Source organism: Bifidobacterium canis, from assembly GCF_009727065.1.
Lineage (GTDB): Bacteria > Actinomycetota > Actinomycetes > Actinomycetales > Bifidobacteriaceae > Bifidobacterium > Bifidobacterium canis.
The window spans coordinates 177,361-193,055 of the sequence record NZ_WNLP01000001.1 but is presented as its reverse complement, the minus strand read 5'-3'; the positions used below and the strand labels follow the sequence as shown (position 1 = coordinate 193,055).

General features: G+C 58.5%; 9 protein-coding genes, 1 other RNA gene and 3 pseudogenes. 2 read left to right on the top strand and 11 right to left on the bottom strand.

Annotation, left to right across the window (positions count from 1 at the left end; genetic code table 11):
- Positions 1–185: 185 nt before the first annotated feature.
- Entirely contained in the window at positions 186–3,110 is a 2,925-nt protein-coding gene (gene secA / locus GSD1FS_RS00850) for a preprotein translocase subunit SecA (RefSeq protein WP_343030149.1), read from the bottom strand.
- A 253-nt stretch (positions 3,111–3,363) separates the two neighbouring features.
- Positions 3,364–4,050, bottom strand: coding sequence for a ribosome hibernation-promoting factor, HPF/YfiA family (gene hpf, locus GSD1FS_RS00845; RefSeq protein ID WP_155587969.1), 687 nt, complete (start codon positions 4,048–4,050; stop codon positions 3,364–3,366).
- 251 nt (positions 4,051–4,301) lie between these two features.
- Here hpf and rnpB point away from each other — a divergent pair.
- Positions 4,302–4,656: RNase P RNA component class A (gene rnpB, locus GSD1FS_RS00840), an RNA gene on the top strand.
- Here rnpB and GSD1FS_RS00835 read toward each other — a convergent pair.
- From GSD1FS_RS00835 to miaB, 9 genes and pseudogenes are all read right to left on the bottom strand, one after another.
- Positions 4,654–5,379: a regulatory protein RecX gene (locus GSD1FS_RS00835; protein ID WP_425481770.1), complete on the bottom strand. Its 726-nt coding sequence runs from the start codon at positions 5,377–5,379 to the stop codon at positions 4,654–4,656. The genes rnpB and GSD1FS_RS00835 overlap by 3 nt on opposite strands.
- A 124-nt stretch (positions 5,380–5,503) precedes the next feature.
- Positions 5,504–6,649, bottom strand: coding sequence for a recombinase RecA (gene recA / locus GSD1FS_RS00830; protein WP_155587967.1), 1,146 nt, complete (start codon positions 6,647–6,649; stop codon positions 5,504–5,506).
- Between the two features lie 185 nt (positions 6,650–6,834).
- On the bottom strand, positions 6,835–7,077 hold the full coding sequence (locus GSD1FS_RS00825; protein ID WP_155587966.1) for a DUF3046 domain-containing protein: 243 nt from the start codon (positions 7,075–7,077) through the stop codon (positions 6,835–6,837).
- A 143-nt stretch (positions 7,078–7,220) separates the two neighbouring features.
- Entirely contained in the window at positions 7,221–7,733 is a 513-nt protein-coding gene (locus GSD1FS_RS00820) for a helix-turn-helix domain-containing protein (RefSeq protein WP_155587965.1), read from the bottom strand.
- Between the two features lie 56 nt (positions 7,734–7,789).
- Positions 7,790–8,376 (bottom strand): annotated as a pseudogene (locus GSD1FS_RS00815) (CinA family protein).
- A gap of 174 nt (positions 8,377–8,550) precedes the next feature.
- Positions 8,551–9,219 (bottom strand): CDP-diacylglycerol--glycerol-3-phosphate 3-phosphatidyltransferase, encoded by a 669-nt coding sequence (gene pgsA / locus GSD1FS_RS00810; protein WP_155587964.1) that lies wholly within the window; start codon positions 9,217–9,219, stop codon positions 8,551–8,553.
- 182 nt (positions 9,220–9,401) lie between these two features.
- A complete protein-coding gene (locus tag GSD1FS_RS00805; protein WP_155587963.1) occupies positions 9,402–12,242 on the bottom strand; it encodes an FtsK/SpoIIIE family DNA translocase in 2,841 nt (946 codons plus the stop codon).
- 79 nt (positions 12,243–12,321) lie between these two features.
- Positions 12,322–13,342: pseudogene (gene miaA, locus GSD1FS_RS00800) on the bottom strand (tRNA (adenosine(37)-N6)-dimethylallyltransferase MiaA).
- 1 nt (position 13,343) lies between these two features.
- Positions 13,344–14,795 carry a tRNA (N6-isopentenyl adenosine(37)-C2)-methylthiotransferase MiaB gene (gene miaB, locus GSD1FS_RS00795; RefSeq protein ID WP_155587962.1) on the bottom strand — a complete coding sequence of 484 codons (1,452 nt, stop codon included), beginning with the start codon at positions 14,793–14,795 and terminating at the stop codon, positions 13,344–13,346.
- Between the two features lie 168 nt (positions 14,796–14,963).
- Between miaB and GSD1FS_RS00790 the strand changes: the two are divergent.
- A pseudogene (locus GSD1FS_RS00790) lies at positions 14,964–15,649 on the top strand (GTP pyrophosphokinase).
- The last annotated feature ends 46 nt before the right edge of the window (positions 15,650–15,695 follow it).

Below are 15,695 nucleotides of genomic sequence, written 5' to 3'. Positions count from 1 at the left end.
ATCTCCTCGTCGGCTACCGGACTTTTCTCCCATCATAGGTAGAGGTCTGTAACGCGCTACCCCACGTCCACATCATGGCCACGCGCCTCCTGCCCCGAATGCGAGAAGCGGGAGTCCCCACTGGGATCTCCCGCTTCTCGATGCGCTTAGACGCTAGATGGTGGTCGTGTTGTGTTCAGCGACGATCACTTCTCGTTCTGGCCGTGGCACATCTTGTATTTACGCCCGGAACCGCATGGGCATGGCGCGTTCTTCGGCGTGCCCGGGAACGTGCGGCCGTCGGCCCATGGGGTCTTGAGCTCGATGCTCTTCGGACGCTTCGAGGCTGGAATCTCGCCTTCGGCGTGCGACATCGGCTCAGGGCCAAGCAGACCGGATTCCGGAATCTCCTCGCCTCGTTGTTCGGCTTCCTTGAGCGCTTCCTCGTTCTCGGCGGTCTCCAGCTCGTCGGCGTGGTTGTCGATGCGAGCGGCCTCTTCCGGCTCATGCTCGGCCAGATTGCCCTTCGAGAGCTCATCGTCTTCACTCACGTCATCGCCCATCTTGATCTCCGCCGAATCGACTGCCTCATCGTCAACGGTGTCGGTGCCGTTCTCTTCGGTCTGGGCGATGCTGTCGAGATCGATGTGGAAGAGCAACTGCACGGTCTCTTCCTTGATGGCTTCGATCATCTGGTTGTACATCTGGTAGCCTTCACGCTGGTATTCCACCAGCGGGTCGCGCTGACCCATGCCACGCAGACCGATGCCATCCTTGAGGTAGTCCATCTCGTAGAGGTGTTCGCGCCACTTGCGGTCGAGCACAGCAAGCACCACGCGACGCTCGAGCGTACGCAGGCCATCGGCGCCGAGCTTCGTTTCGAAGGTCTCGTATTGCTTGTCGGCATCCTCAACGAAGAGGTTGACCACGGCATCCACGGCCTTGTCGCCCTTGAGCCCTTCGACGGCCTCCTGCGCCTCATCGACGGTGACCTTGGTCGGGTACAGCTCGTTGATGGCCTTGAACAGACCATCCCAATCCCAGTCCTTCGGCTTGTCTGAACCGTTCTTGGCGCCCTGCACGTAGCTGGTGACGGTGTCTTTGATGAACGCTTCGATGTCTTGGTGAATATCTTCACCCTTGAGCACAGCCTGACGCTCCGCATAGATCACGGTGCGCTGCTTGTTCATCACGTCATCGTACTTCAGCACGTTCTTACGAATTTCGAAGTTACGAGATTCGACGGCCTTCTGCGCATTGCGCACACCCTTCGACACGCTCTTCGATTCGATCGGCTCACCTTCCGGCAAACCTCTCGACATCACACGTGCCACGAGCTGCGTGTTGAACAGACGCATCAGATCGTCTTCCAGGCTCAGGTAGAAGCGGGACTCGCCCGGGTCGCCCTGACGTCCGGAACGACCGCGCAGCTGGTTGTCGATTCGGCGGGATTCGTGACGTTCGGTGCCGAGCACATACAGGCCGCCGAGTTCAACGACTTCCTCGTGCTCATCCTTGACCTGCTCCTTGATCTGCTTCAAGGTCTCAGGCCAACGCTTCTCGTATTCCTCCGGAGTGTCGTCCGGCGAATAGCCTTCTTCCTTGAGCTTGGCGTCGGCGAGGAACTCGACGTTGCCGCCGAGCATGATGTCGGTACCACGGCCTGCCATGTTGGTGGCCACGGTGACGGCACCCTTGCGGCCGGCGACAGCCACGACGGCCGCTTCCTTCTCGTGCTGCTTCGCGTTGAGCACCTTGTGTGGAATGTTCACCACGTCGAGCAGCGACGACACGACTTCGGAGGATTCCACCGATGCGGTACCCAGCAGCACCGGCTGGCCCTTGCGGTGGCGCTCGGCGACGTCTTTGACGATGGCGGCGAGCTTCTCTTTCTTCGTGCGGTAGATCAGATCGTCCTGATCAATGCGGATCATCGGCTTGTTCGTCGGGATCGGCAGCACGCCTAGCTTGTAGGTGCCCATGAATTCGGCGGCTTCGGTTTCTGCCGTACCGGTCATGCCCGCAAGCTTGTCGTACATACGGAAGTAGTTCTGCAGCGTGATCGTCGCGAAGGTCTGGTTCTCGGCCTTGACCTCGACGCCCTCCTTCGCTTCGATGGCCTGATGCAGGCCTTCGTTGTAGCGGCGGCCCGGCAGAATACGGCCGGTGTGCTCGTCGACGATGAGCACTTCGCCACCGGTGACCACGTAGTCGCGGTCGCGCAGGAACAGTTCCTTCGCTTTGATGGCGTTGTTGAGGTAGCCGATCAATGCGGTGTTGCTCGGCTCATAGAGGTTGTCGATGCCGAGGTAGTCTTCGATCTTCGTGATGCCCGGATCGAGAATGCCGACGGTCTTCTTCTTCTCGTCGACCTCATAGTCCTCATCACGGTTGAGCTTGAGCACGAGCTTGGCGAACTGGCGATACCAACGCGTCACGTCACCCTCGGCCGGACCGGAGATGATCAACGGGGTACGAGCCTCATCGATGAGAATGGAATCGACCTCATCGACGATGGCGTAATGGTGGCCACGCTGCACGAGTTCGCTCTTCTCCCATGCCATGTTGTCACGCAGGTAGTCGAAGCCAAATTCGTTGTTCGTGCCATAGGTGATGTCGGCGTTGTATTGCTTGCGGCGCTCCGGCGGCTTCTGGCCGGTGACGATGCATCCGACGCTCATGCCGAGGAAGCGGTAGATGCGGCCCATCAGCTCGCTCTGGTAGCTGGCGAGGTAGTCGTTGACGGTGACGACGTGAACGCCTTTGCCTTCCAATGCGTTCAGATAGCTTGGCAGTGTTGCCACGAGGGTCTTGCCTTCACCGGTTTTCATTTCGGCGATGTTGCCCCAGTGCAGTGCCGCGCCGCCCATCAACTGAACGTCGAAGTGACGCTGGCCGAGTGTGCGCTTCGACACTTCTCGCACCGTTGCGAACGCTTCCGGCATCAGGCTGTCGAGCGACTCACCGTTGTCGAGGCGCTGCTTGAATTTGGCCGTCTGGCCTTTGAGCTCTTCATCGCTCATGGCCACGATCTGATCTTCAAGCGCGTTCACGGCTTCAGCGACGTGTTCGAGCTTCTTGATCTGGCGACCTTCGCCCATTCGCAGGGCTTTGTCTACGATATCTACCACATTCACTCCCTATGAGGTTTGAAATGACGTATCTACCATAGACGGTTTTCACCCATTAATCCACTTTTTCGACCGAAATACGTAAGAAATAGAGATGCCTTGCATGTTTGGAGATTTCGCATTCCTGAAATGACTCCGCCCCATGCTGCAGATCTTCTTTCCTGCCCCGTGTGCACATATGAAAGGGCGACCCAAATCTGCTTGGGTCGCCCTTCCGTATGCTGTTACTTCGTCGTTTTACAGACGTTGCGAATCAGGCTTTGCGCTCTTCTTCGAGCTTCTTGACGTTCTCCGGAGTATCGATCTCGAAAACGCCGTAGCTCCAACCGTGACGGTGATAGACGACCGATGGACGGTTGGTGTCTTTGTTCACGAACAGGAAGAAGTCGTGACCGATCAGCTCCATCTCATACAGCGCCTCATCGATGGTCATCGGTTCGGCGATGTGCAGCTTGCGACGAATCACGATCGGGGTGTCACCAACGTGAACCTCAACGGATTCACCTGGACCGAGATCTCCTGCGACGGCGTTCGCCGGGCTGTTGTCGGCAGGCTCATCACCCATGATGTCTTCGCGTTCCTCACTCGGCGGAACGAACTTGCCTGCATCAACCGGAACCGGCGAATAGTTCTTGCGGTGATCCTTGCGGCGGTCGCGTGCGCGGCGAAGACGCAACGTCAGCTTGTCGAGCGCGAGATCGAGTGCGCTCACTTCATCGAGGCTGGACGCTTCGGCGCGGACCACGGTGGAACCGGCGATAACGGTCAACTCCACGCGAACCGCAGTATCATGCAAACGTGGATTGCCCTCATGCGACAGCACGACTTGCACGCGCTGCGCGTCAGGCGCGATTGCGGTCACACGATTCATCTTGCTTTCCACGACGTCACGGAACTTCTGCTTGATCTGAATGTGACGGCCGGTAAGAACGATATCCATGTGGACCTCCCTAGACTCAAGCGGCTTGCGCCGCTATATGCGGAACCGAACAGCTACTGCCGCCCGGCTATGCTTCATATTGTAACCGAGTCGGCACGGAACGGTACAAGACACGCCCCGTCTTTCTTCTATTCTCGAAAAACGCACCATTTCTCCAAAAGTCGGAATAGATCGAGCCTACGGTCGCAACTTTCGTTATAGTAGGCCGTTTTTGCGCGCCGGCACGGTCTTGCCCTTTGCTACAATCATTGCGAGACCTCTTGATGGCCGCGATCGCGTATGCGATTGAGGAACTTCCGGGCTCCAAAGAGCACGATGGCAGATAACGTCTGCCCAGGGTGACCTGAGAGATAGCGCAGCAGAGAACAGACCGCCGGCTGTTGGCCGGTAAGGGTGAAACGGCGGTGTAAGAGACCACCGGGCTTCTGGTAACAGAACGCCGCACGGCAAGCCTCATCGGGAGCAAGGCCAAGCAGAAGGCTATAGAGTTGCTCGCTCTGCCTTCGGGTAGGCTGCTAGAGCCTGACGGCGACGTCAGGTCGAGATGGATGGCCATCCGTTTGCATTTGCATTCGACAGAACCCGGGGTATAAGAGGTCTCACTCACTCTTCTTCGATGTAATCATCATCTGCATTTCGTGTGAACAGTTCCGCACTGACCGTACGAAGATCGTCGGGACTATGCCCTTTGCGTCCACCCGCACTCCAAAAGCGACGCTTGCGCACGTCCAGATCTTTGCCACGCGTCTTCTTCGCCACACTGCGCCCCAGTTCCCATGCGGCTTCTTCGAACGCCCCAGTTCTCGCCGTTTCGTTCACCATGCGTTGCGCCAACTGACGGTCAATCCCCTTGCGGGTCAGTTCCATCACCGTTCCCCGCGCCCCCATCATTCTGCCCAAGCATGAGCGGATAACCGACCGCGCATATTCCTCGTCATCGATGAGCCCGAGTTCTTCGAGACGCGCCAGAACCTGTTCGATCACTTCGGGATCGTATTCGCGTTCGGCAAGCTTGTCTCGCAACATGCCGCTCGACCGCGCCGCCGCGTCCAGCAAGCGCAATGCGCTCTCTTTGCAAGCCTCGACGTCGTTGGGATCTTCAGCCGCCGTGTAAGTGAAGCCACTGCGTGAGCGCTTACGCTCCGCGGTGCGTTGCGACTCTCCCCTACCGAATCGTTTCGAGGAACTGGCGTCACGCTCGCGAAAAACCGGCTTAGAGACTGCTGCCTTCTCGTTCGTCTTGTCACCATCCACAATGGCTTCAACGCGAGGTTCTTCTTCGCCTATCTGCAGCGTGCGCCCTCGCAGAAACTCTTCGGCACTGATCACCGTTGCCCCTTTCGTCGCTTGTGCCTTGTTCAACCAACCTTGCGCCGCGTCAACAAGGCGCAACGACACTAACGCCGCCCGCCATACAAGCTCATTGTGTATGACGGACGGCGTTATGATGCGTTTACTTCGATTCCGCCTTGGCTCCGGAAGCATTCGCTTCAGTGGCTGCGACCGGTTCGCCGTTTTCGTCGTCGGTGCCATCGAGCCCGAACTGGTCGTCGGTGGAGATCAGACCGGTCTTGATCTTGACCTGCTGTGCGATCTCGTTCGTGACCTCCGGGTTGTCGATGAGGAAGCGACGCACGTTCTCACGCCCTTGCCCCAACTGATCGCCGTTGTAGGTGAACCAAGAGCCGGACTTCTTGACGACATCGGTTTCGAGCGCCATGTCGAGAATCGAGCCTTCCTGCGAAATGCCCTGACCGTAGAGCATGTCGAATTCGGCGGTTTTGAACGGCGGAGCCATTTTGTTCTTGACCACTTTGACACGCGTGCGATTGCCGATCGGCTCATCACCGCTCTTGAGCGTCTGGATGCGACGGATGTCCATGCGAACCGATGCGTAGAACTTCAGCGCCTTGCCGCCGGTGGTGGTTTCGGGGCTGCCGAAGAACACGCCGATCTTCTCACGAAGCTGGTTGATGAAGATGGCTGTGGTGTTGGCCTGCGCCAAAGCACCCGTCATCTTGCGGAGCGCCTGACTCATCAGGCGGGCCTGCAAACCGACGTGGCTGTCGCCCATATCGCCTTCGATTTCGGCTTTCGGCACGAGAGCCGCCACGGAATCGATGACGATCACGTCGAGTGCGCCGGAACGGATGAGCATGTCGGCGATTTCCAATGCCTGCTCGCCGTTGTCTGGCTGCGACACGATCAGGGAGTCGGTGTCGACGCCCAGATGACGCGCATACACCGGATCGAGCGCATGTTCGGCATCGATGAATGCGGCGACGCCGCCGTTCTTCTGCGCATTGGCCACCACATGCAACGCGAGGGTCGTTTTACCTGAGGACTCAGGGCCGTAGATCTCCACGATGCGACCGCGAGGCAGGCCACCGATGCCCAGCGCGGTGTCAAGAGCCAGAGACCCGGAGGGAATCACCTCGATGTTCTGCTCCGGCTTGTCGCCCAAGCGCATCGCCGAGCCCTTGCCGAACTGCTTCTCGACTTGGGCGAGCGCCGAATTCAATGCGTCTTGACGACGCTTGTCGATGCCATTCGAATCGGTTTCCGATTCTTTGGCGGCGGTTTTCGTACGTGCTGCCATTGTGTCTCCTTGACGTTCTTCGTTGATGCCATCACCCTACCGAAGGCGCACCGCCCCCACAAGCCCAAACGACGATTGTGGTCGGAGGATCAGGTTATCCACAACACTTATGCTGTTTTGCTGATTTCAAGTATACGATGCGATGCGAACATTTGTTCGAATCTTTGCCACTGCGATTTATGCCTCTACCTGCCGAAATCGACCGGCAGCGGCGGCGCATTGTGATCTTTGCCCCATCGACGCGAATCAGGAACGTCCATCTGATCGCACAGCACATTCCATACGACACGGGGCTCCTCGCCATTGGCCAATGCTTCGACAACCGTGAGACCACCAAGTTTCGTCAGACCTTGATCCCGTGCAAGGGAACGACCGTAGCTCCGGCCGAACACCTCTTCGAGCAATTGCCAGAATTCACGTTCACGCATGCGCTCCAGCATATTCGCGCGACCCGAAGATGTAAAGAACCCGAACACGCAGGCAATGCGAACGCATGCCCGCGCAACAACAAGAGAGCCCGTCACCTTGACGACGACGGGCCCTCAATAATCGATAGCTAATTCACGCCTGATCAGGCATCAACCGAATCCAGATAATCCGCAACCATACGCAGCATCTGCGAAGTGCTCAGTCCAAGCGACTCGGAAATCGAAGCGAGCAGTTCGGAGCTGGCCTCCTTCTGCCCACGTTCGACTTCGGAGAGATAGCCAAGCGACACTCCAGCTTTTTCGCTGACCTCACGCAATGTCTTGTGATCACGTGTGCGCAGATCACGCAGCACATGGCCGATGGCCTCGCGGAGCGAAACCTCTTTGACTTCACCGACCGTCTCGCGGCGACGCACCACGGCGCGCGGGCGGGCGGTCTCGGCGTCTTCCTCCTGCCACATTCTGACAAGAGCCGCCTGATGCTCATCTTTCGCCTTCTTCGCCGCACGGGCACGAATCACCTGTTGCTGAGCGAACATGACCGCCCTGCGCTGCGCCGGGGTCAGTTCACGCATACGAGCACTGCTCGAACGAATCTGCTCTGGGGTCTCAACGGCATTGACATCAATCTGCTCGTTCATCATGACCTGTTCCATGACCGACACCTTACCTTTCCATTCCCCTCGTGTTTCCTTGTTTCTATTATCTGAAATTATTCCTGTGAATAACCTGTGAATTCTTCCATTTTCCAAGAATACAAGCGACACTCTTCTGTCGAATAAGCTCTCGCGCGCCTTTCAGAGATAATCTGAGCGCAAAATTCTTTTCTCCAATTTTGCTGCCAGCATAATCAGGGATGAAGAAGCCGACATATACCAATCCCGCGGGTTTTCCTTCGTCAGGTCCTGGACCCGCGACACCAGTGGTAGACAATCCGATCACTCGGTGGCCATATTGCTCTTGGTTAAATAGAAGCGCCGTGCTATGCGCCATCTGCATGGCAACATTCGGGTCAACGGCACCTTCAGAAAGTAAGAGTTCCCGATTCACACCCAACACGCTCGCTTTTGCTCGAATGTCATACGTGACCGCGGAGCCCAGAAACACCTTCGAAGCACCTGGAATACGAACAAACGCATCGGCCAGCAGGCCACCGGTCAGAGATTCAGCGCACGCGATCTTCAACTCGTGCATCTCACAGAACGCGAGGACTCGTCGAGCACGCTCATCACAGTAGGCATGCACTTCATCCACAGTCGTCATGGTGTCAAGCTCAGGAAGCTCGAATATTTCACTCATCGCTTCCTCCTGTCCGTGAACGTTTTTCGTTACTGTTCATCGATGTTCACTCCTAGTGTGAAAAATTGTGAAGACAACTTGACATTATGGTGTGTTGCACCTATAAAACGTCGCAACAAAAAGAGCCCATGTGACTAAAGATCACATGGGCTCCTCTATCAATTGTCGTGGCAATCACGCTTTCTTATGCGAGTGGCCGCTGCGCTTGCGGTTCGCGAGTACACCGTGCACGTACTCGTAGCCGGAGTACAGACACAGAATAAGCGAGAAGTAGATCAGTGCATAGGCAACGACGAAATAGATGCTCAGCCAGACGGGCTGCGCACCGTATGGCACGAAGCTCCACACCGGCAGCATCAGCATGCCAAGGCCAAAGCACAGGGTGAACGTCTTGTATTTGCCCGCCTGCGATGCCGCTATCACCTTGCCGCCATGGTCGATCACGGTGAAGCGCATGATCGTGATGCCCACTTCACGTACGACATACAGAATCGTGACGATCCAACCGATCCAAGGATTGCCGAACTCATTGAAGCAGGCGGCGACGATGAGCGCGCCCAATGTGAGCAGTTTGTCGGCTATCGGATCCAGTAACTTACCGAGTTCGGTGACTTGGTTGTATTTGCGGGCCATCCAGCCGTCGATCTTATCGGTGGAGGCGGCGACGATGAACACGATGGCGGCCGCCCACCGCATGCCGATGTTGTTCGCTCCCCACGCTCCGGCGGCGATGTACAGGCCCAGAAAAACGACAACGAGAATGATTCGAGCGATGGTGACCAGATTCGGCGGTGAATTCCACTCGCTCCACATCGATGTTTTGCTTGCTTGCTCAGTCTCCATGTGTTTCACAGTACTCGTTGATATGTCCAACCCCGTGGCGGAATCGCGAACATGCGCAGCTCATACACAACTGTTGCACGTACTGCCGTGACTGATTATGCCAAAATGAGCCGCTTGCCGGCACGCATGACTTCGCGTGCCGGCAAGCGGCTCGGCAATGTTCTTTCGAACGGTTCCAGTATTTAGTATTCCTGCTCGTGCGCGGCTGACTGCTGGCTCGGCGAACCGGTCAGAGAGTCGCTCTGACCTTTGATGAAGGCGAGTACTTGCGGCAGATCCTGCGGTTGGACAAGCACCTCACGGGCTTTGGAGCCCTCGGACGGGCCCACGACGCCACGTGATTCCAGCAAGTCCATCAGACGCCCCGCCTTCGCGAAGCCCACGCGCAGCTTGCGCTGCAGCATCGATGTGGAACCGAACTGGCTGCTGACCACGAGCTCGGCGGCCTGCAACAGCTCGTCCATGTCGCCGCCGATGTCTTCAGTCGGGTCGAGCTTCGACTTCTCGGCCTCGTTCGCCATCTGTTCGATGTCTTCGCGATAGTGGGGCTTGCGTTGCGTACGCACGAAGTCGACTGCTTTGCGGATCTCGGATTCGTTGACCCATGCTCCCTGCACGCGGATCGGTTTGGCGGAGCCCATTGGTAGGAACAGCGCGTCACCTTGGCCGATCAACGTTTCGGCACCAGTGGTGTCGAGGATGACTCGCGAATCGGTGGCCGATGACGTGGCGAACGCCAAGCGTGACGGAATGTTCGCCTTGATGAGGCCGGTCACGACATCGACGGACGGGCGTTGCGTGGCCAGCACCAGATGCACACCGGCGGCTCGCGCCAGCTGCGTGATGCGCTGGATGGAGCTCTCCACATCGTTCTTGGCCACCATCATCAGATCGGCCATCTCGTCGACGACGACGAGCAGGTATGGGTATGGGGCGACCTTGCGGTTGGAACCCGCAGGTGCATGCACTTTGCCTGCACGCACGGCTTCGTTGAAGTCTTTGACGTGGCGGAAGCCGAAGAACTCGAGGTCGCTGTAGCGCGCATCCATCTCTTTGACCACCCATTCCAACGCTTGGGAGGCCTTCTTCGGATCGGTGATGATCGGTGTGAGCAGATGCGGTATGCCGGCGTATGCGGAGAGTTCCACACGTTTCGGGTCGACCATGATCATGCGAACCTGATCTGGGGTGGCGCGCATGATGATCGACGTGAGCATCGAATTGATGAAACTCGACTTACCGGAGCCAGTGGCACCTGCAACCAGCAAATGCGGCATCTTCGTCAAGTCGGCGGTGACGAAGTGGCCTTCGACGTCTTTGCCGACGCCGGCGAGCATAGGATTCGGGTCCTGCACCGCCTTATCGGAGCGCAGCACGTCTCCCAAGTGCACGATCTCACGGTCGATGTTCGGGATCTCAATGCCGATAGCCGATTTGCCGGGGATCGGCGACAGGATGCGCACGTCGGAGCTGGCCACCGCATAGGCGATGTTCTTCTGCAGGTTCGTGACCTTCTCAACCTTGACGCCGGGACCCAGTTCCACCTCGTATTGGGTCACTGATGGGCCACGCAGGAAGCCGACGACTTTGGCGTCGACGTTGAATTGCTGGAACGTGGAGGTCAAGGCATGGATCACGTTGTCGTTGGCCTGCGTGTGCGCCGCGTGGGGCTTGCCCTTCATCAACAGGTTGAGGTCGGGAAGCTGGTATGGCGCATTGGAGTCGGCTTGCGCGTTCGGGGCTGTGAGATCGTCCATCGTGCCACCGGCGACGGGCACCATCGCTTCAGTCGCCTGGTCGGCCGCCGCTTGGGCACCCGGCGCCTGATCGAGGATCTCGCCGGTCTGCGTGGAAACGACCATCGTTTCGCCGTCGCTATCCATATGCGCCCACGGGTCGGTGCGCTGCGACACGGCGGGCATGTTGCCCGATGGCATCGGCACCGTCGAACCGGATGGCGCGGGCTGGGCGTTCCATGTTCCCGAATCGATGCTACGCGTCATGTCGTCGTTGTAGGCGCCACCGCTGCTCACGCTGCGGGCGCCGTTGCCCAGATTGGTTTCGGCGGCCTCACCGTGACGGCTGGCGGCTTTGAGGAACGCTTCGTCACCGGCGTATTGGTCGAGTTTGCCATCGTCGTCGCCTTGCGGTTTGCGACGCTTGAAGAGTCGGGAGGACAGGCTTTCCTTGCGTGGAGCTTCATCTTCATCGCTACCGTCGTGCGATGGCACGCCGTCCGCGAACGCCAAGGTGTCGTCGCCCACGCGCACTTCGTTCGGGAACTGCTCGGATTGCTCCGCGCCATCGCTGGAGACGCTGCGAGGTTCTCGCCCGCCCAGTTCCCTCAGCTTGTCGGGTATTTCAGTGACATGCGTGCGCGTGATGAGCAGGATGGAGAACAGCGCGGCCACCACGAATACGATGATCGCGAATGTCTGCGAAAGCCCCCAAGCCAACGGCGAGCCGATCACGAAACCGAGCAGACCGCCCGCATGTTGCAGGTTCTGCCATGAGAACTCCTTCGTGTCTGCCGCCATCACGACGTCGATGATCGAGCAGATCGACCACAGCAGCATGACGAAACCGGCGATGACACTGGTGTTGCCTGATTCCTTGCCGGAATTGCGCATGAGTCGTATCGCCAACACGATGAGCAGCACGGGCACAACGACGCTCATCACGCCGAACAGCGCCGATGCGAACGAGTGCAGGGCGCGACCTAATGCTCCGTCGACGCGGAACCATTCGGAACCGCAGAAGAAGATGGCGAGCACGATCATCACGAAGCACAGGCCATCGCGACGGTACGCCGGATCGTATTCTCCGACACTCACCTTGCGCACAGCGGATCCGAAGGCGCGTGGAATGGCCAGCAACGCCTTGTGCCAGAACGGTTCAACATTCTGCTCGGATGCTTTTGCCGAACCGGTTGAGGTTTGCGAGGAACGCGCAGATGAGCCCGCGCCGGAAGATGAGGCTGAACGGGCTGAACGTGACTTCGATTTGGAGGATGATTGTGCCATAACGTCTTCAGATTCTACCCCACACCATTCCTGAGTATCAGCTCGTCACGCAACCGCGCATCGACGTGCGTCTATGCGTTTAGGACGGGTTGATGTCTCCGAGATGGTGTTGCACGTATTCCTGGGCATGCATGTCGATCGCATCGTATGCGCCGGCGTCGGCGTTGTCGATGACCGCCATCGCATTGTCGACCAGATCGGGGTTCAGTGCGGACAGCCAGTGGATGCGCGGATCCCTGCCGAACCAACCCATCTGCTTGCGGGCAAGCCGCTTGGTTTTCTGTGCGACGGCCGCCATGGCATCGTCCAGATCGCATAAGCCATCCAGATAGTCGATGACCTGTTGGTAGCCCAGGGCTCGCGCCGCCGTCACACCGAGGTGTGGGCGCAGGCGCTCCACTTCGTCGACGAAACCCTGATCGAACATCTGCTTGGTGCGCAGGTCGATGCGCTGGTCAAGATCGACGCGATCAAGGTCGAGCCCGATCTGCACCGAGGGAATCACATAGCGGTATTGCGGCAAAGTGGCAGAATACGGCTGTCCGGTCACTTCGATCACTTCCAACGCACGAATGATGCGGCGTGGATTGTGCGGATCCATATGAGCGGCCGCCTGTGGGTCTTTGCCACGCAGCTCGGCGAACAGCACACCCGAACCTTCAACCCTTTCGCGTTCCTCCAGACGAGCGCGCACGTCGGGGTCGGTCCCCGGGAACGAGATGTCGTCGATGGCCGCACGCGCATACAGCCCCGACCCGCCTACGAGAATCGGACGAATGCCTTCTGCCTGCAGTTCGGCGATGCATTCTCGAGCCATGTGCTGGAATCTTGCGACCGACATCGTGTCGGACGCTCGATCACGTCGAGCAGATGGTGTGGCACGGCCGCCTGCTCCTGCGCGCTGGCTTTTGCCGTGCCGATGTCCATTCCCTTGTACATCTGGTAGGCGTCGGCGTTCACGATATGCGCCGTTTCACCGCGTTCGGCGAGACGGCGTGCGATCGCGATACCCAAACCGGTTTTCCGGATGCGGTCGGGCCTACGATGGAGATCACGCGCGGTTGGCGCCCCTGCTGTTTCGGCTGCTGCGACAGTTCCATGTCAGGCTGTGCGGATGGCATAGGTCTGCCCCTTGCTCGGATCTGGATCGGCGATCAGATTGTGCTTGCCGGCGTGGGTGACGGTGGCCGTCACGAAATCACCGATCTGCGGTGCCGGCATTCCCTCCGGCACGCCGACGTGCACGAGCACGCCGGTCTTCTCACGCCCGGTGTAGCGATGCGTCTCATCGTCTTTACGCCCGGCGGTGCCGGTGATCATCACTTCGACATCGCGCCCTTCGAAGCCGGAGAGGATCTCTTCGGTGATGCGTTCCTGCACGGCGAGCAATCGTTCGAGCCGGTCGAGCGCCACTTCGTAGGGCACCTGCTCCATGGCGGCGGCCGGTGTGCCCGGTCTCGGCGAATAGATGAACGTGAACGCCGACGCGAACCGTGCCTCCTCCACCACTCGCAACGTCTCCTGAAAATCTTCCTCGGTCTCGCCGGGGAAGCCGACGATGATGTCGGTGGAAATCTGCGCGTCCGGCATCGCCTCGCGTATCTTGCCCAGAATATTGAGGAATTTGCTCGAACGGTATGAGCGGCGCATTGCGCGCAGAATGCGATCGGAACCGGATTGCAGCGGGAAATGCAGCTGGTGCATCACGTTCGGCGTCTCGGCCATCGCCGCGATCACATCATCGGTGAACGCCGCCGGATGCGGCGACGTGAACCGCACGCGTTCCAATCCCTCGATGTCACCGCAGGCACGCAGCAGTTTCGAGAACGCGTAGCGGTCGCCCATCGCGTAGCCGTAGGAGTTCACGTTCTGGCCAAGCAGCGTCACCTCTTTGACACCGCCGCTCACCACCGAGCGGATCTCGGCGAGCACGTCTCCCGGTCTGCGGTCATGCTCCTTGCCGCGCGTGGTGGGCACGATGCAGAACGTACACGTGTTGTTGCACCCCATCGAAATCGCCACCCACGCCGAATGTTTCGACGCGCGATGCGCGGGAAGCTGGCTCGGGAACATCTCCAGATCATCGTTCACCCTGACCTGTGTGCGTTTGCTGCCACGCGCCTGTTCGAGCAATGCCGGCAGGTCCTCGATGTTCTTCGTGCCGAACACGGCGTCGACCCACGGCGTCTTCTTCGCGATGCGTTCGCGATCAAGCTGCGCCATGCAGCCGCCGATGGCGATCTGCGCGTTCGGATTCTTGTATTTGAAACGCTTCCACCGGCCGATCGTGCCATACATGCGTTCGGTGGCGTTCTCGCGCACCGCGCACGTGTTCATGATGACCACGTCGACATCCTGGTTCTCGAACTGCTCCTCACTCGCCGGTTTGTAGCCGTTCGCCTCCATGATGCCGGCGATGCGTTCGGAATCGTGCACGTTCATCTGGCAACCCAGCGTGTGCACATAATAGAGTCCTTTGCCCCGCTGTTCGCTTCCCCCACTCTCCTGCGTGTTCGTCAACCGTTCCTCACGGGTCATCATGTCTTCGTTCATACCGCAATATGCTAACCGAACCGGCGCACAGCACGGCACGCAGCTCGCACACACCTCTTTTTCAGCTACGCTACTAGAATCGGTGATGTGATACTTGACAGACAGAAACGATTGAACACATCGGAGATCCGTGTGCGACTCGCCGCGGACGATCAGGTAAACAATCTCATGTCGATGTCGGAGGATGACGTCGACTTCATCGCCGACTTCATCAACCAGATGCAGGTCTATGAGGGAGCGATGTACGAGATCAGCACGAAACTCGAGATTCTCGACTCCGAGTTTCAAGTGCGGTTCTCGCACAATCCCATTCATCACATGGAACGCCGCCTGAAGTCGATCGACTCGATTCTCGGCAAGCTCGACCGCCGCGAACTTCCGCACACGATCGACGCCATTCGCAATAATCTGTTCGACATTGCCGGCATTCGTGTGATCTGCAATTACCGCGACGACGTGTATTCGGTGGCGAACTATCTTTCCGGACAGTCAGATATTCAGGTATTGCGAGTCAAGGACTATATCAAGAATCCGAAGCAAACGGGTACCGCTCACTGCACGTGATCTACTCGGTGCCGGTGTTCCTGTCGAGCGGCGCGTATTACACGCCGGTCGAAGTGCAGTTCCGCACGATCGCGATGGATTACTGGGCGAGCCTCGAGCACGCGTTGCGCTACAAAACCGACCTGCCCGACGCCAAGCTCGCCGAGCATTCACAGACATTGCTTGATTGCGCGCGCTCGCTGCAAAACGTGGAGACGCAGATGCAGACGATCCACCGCGACATCAACGGTGCTCCGCACGGAGGCGAAGCACCTACTGCCACGCAGGATTCGCCTATTCGCGACAAGTAGTGAGCTAATCGAACATGCGAAAGGGCTCGCATCCGCGCGGATGCGA

Coding starts and splice junctions, on each gene's coding strand:
- hpf (WP_155587969.1), bottom strand. CDS start 4,050: ATGGATATCGTTCTTACCGGCCGTCACATTCAGATCAAGCAGAAGTTC.
- recA (WP_155587967.1), bottom strand. CDS start 6,649: ATGGCAGCACGTACGAAAACCGCCGCCAAAGAATCGGAAACCGATTCG.
- GSD1FS_RS00825 (WP_155587966.1), bottom strand. CDS start 7,077: ATGCGTGAACGTGAATTCTGGCAATTGCTCGAAGAGGTGTTCGGCCGG.
- GSD1FS_RS00820 (WP_155587965.1), bottom strand. CDS start 7,733: ATGGAACAGGTCATGATGAACGAGCAGATTGATGTCAATGCCGTTGAG.
- pgsA (WP_155587964.1), bottom strand. CDS start 9,219: ATGGAGACTGAGCAAGCAAGCAAAACATCGATGTGGAGCGAGTGGAAT.
- GSD1FS_RS00805 (WP_155587963.1), bottom strand. CDS start 12,242: ATGGCACAATCATCCTCCAAATCGAAGTCACGTTCAGCCCGTTCAGCC.
- miaB (WP_155587962.1), bottom strand. CDS start 14,795: ATGAACGAAGACATGATGACCCGTGAGGAACGGTTGACGAACACGCAG.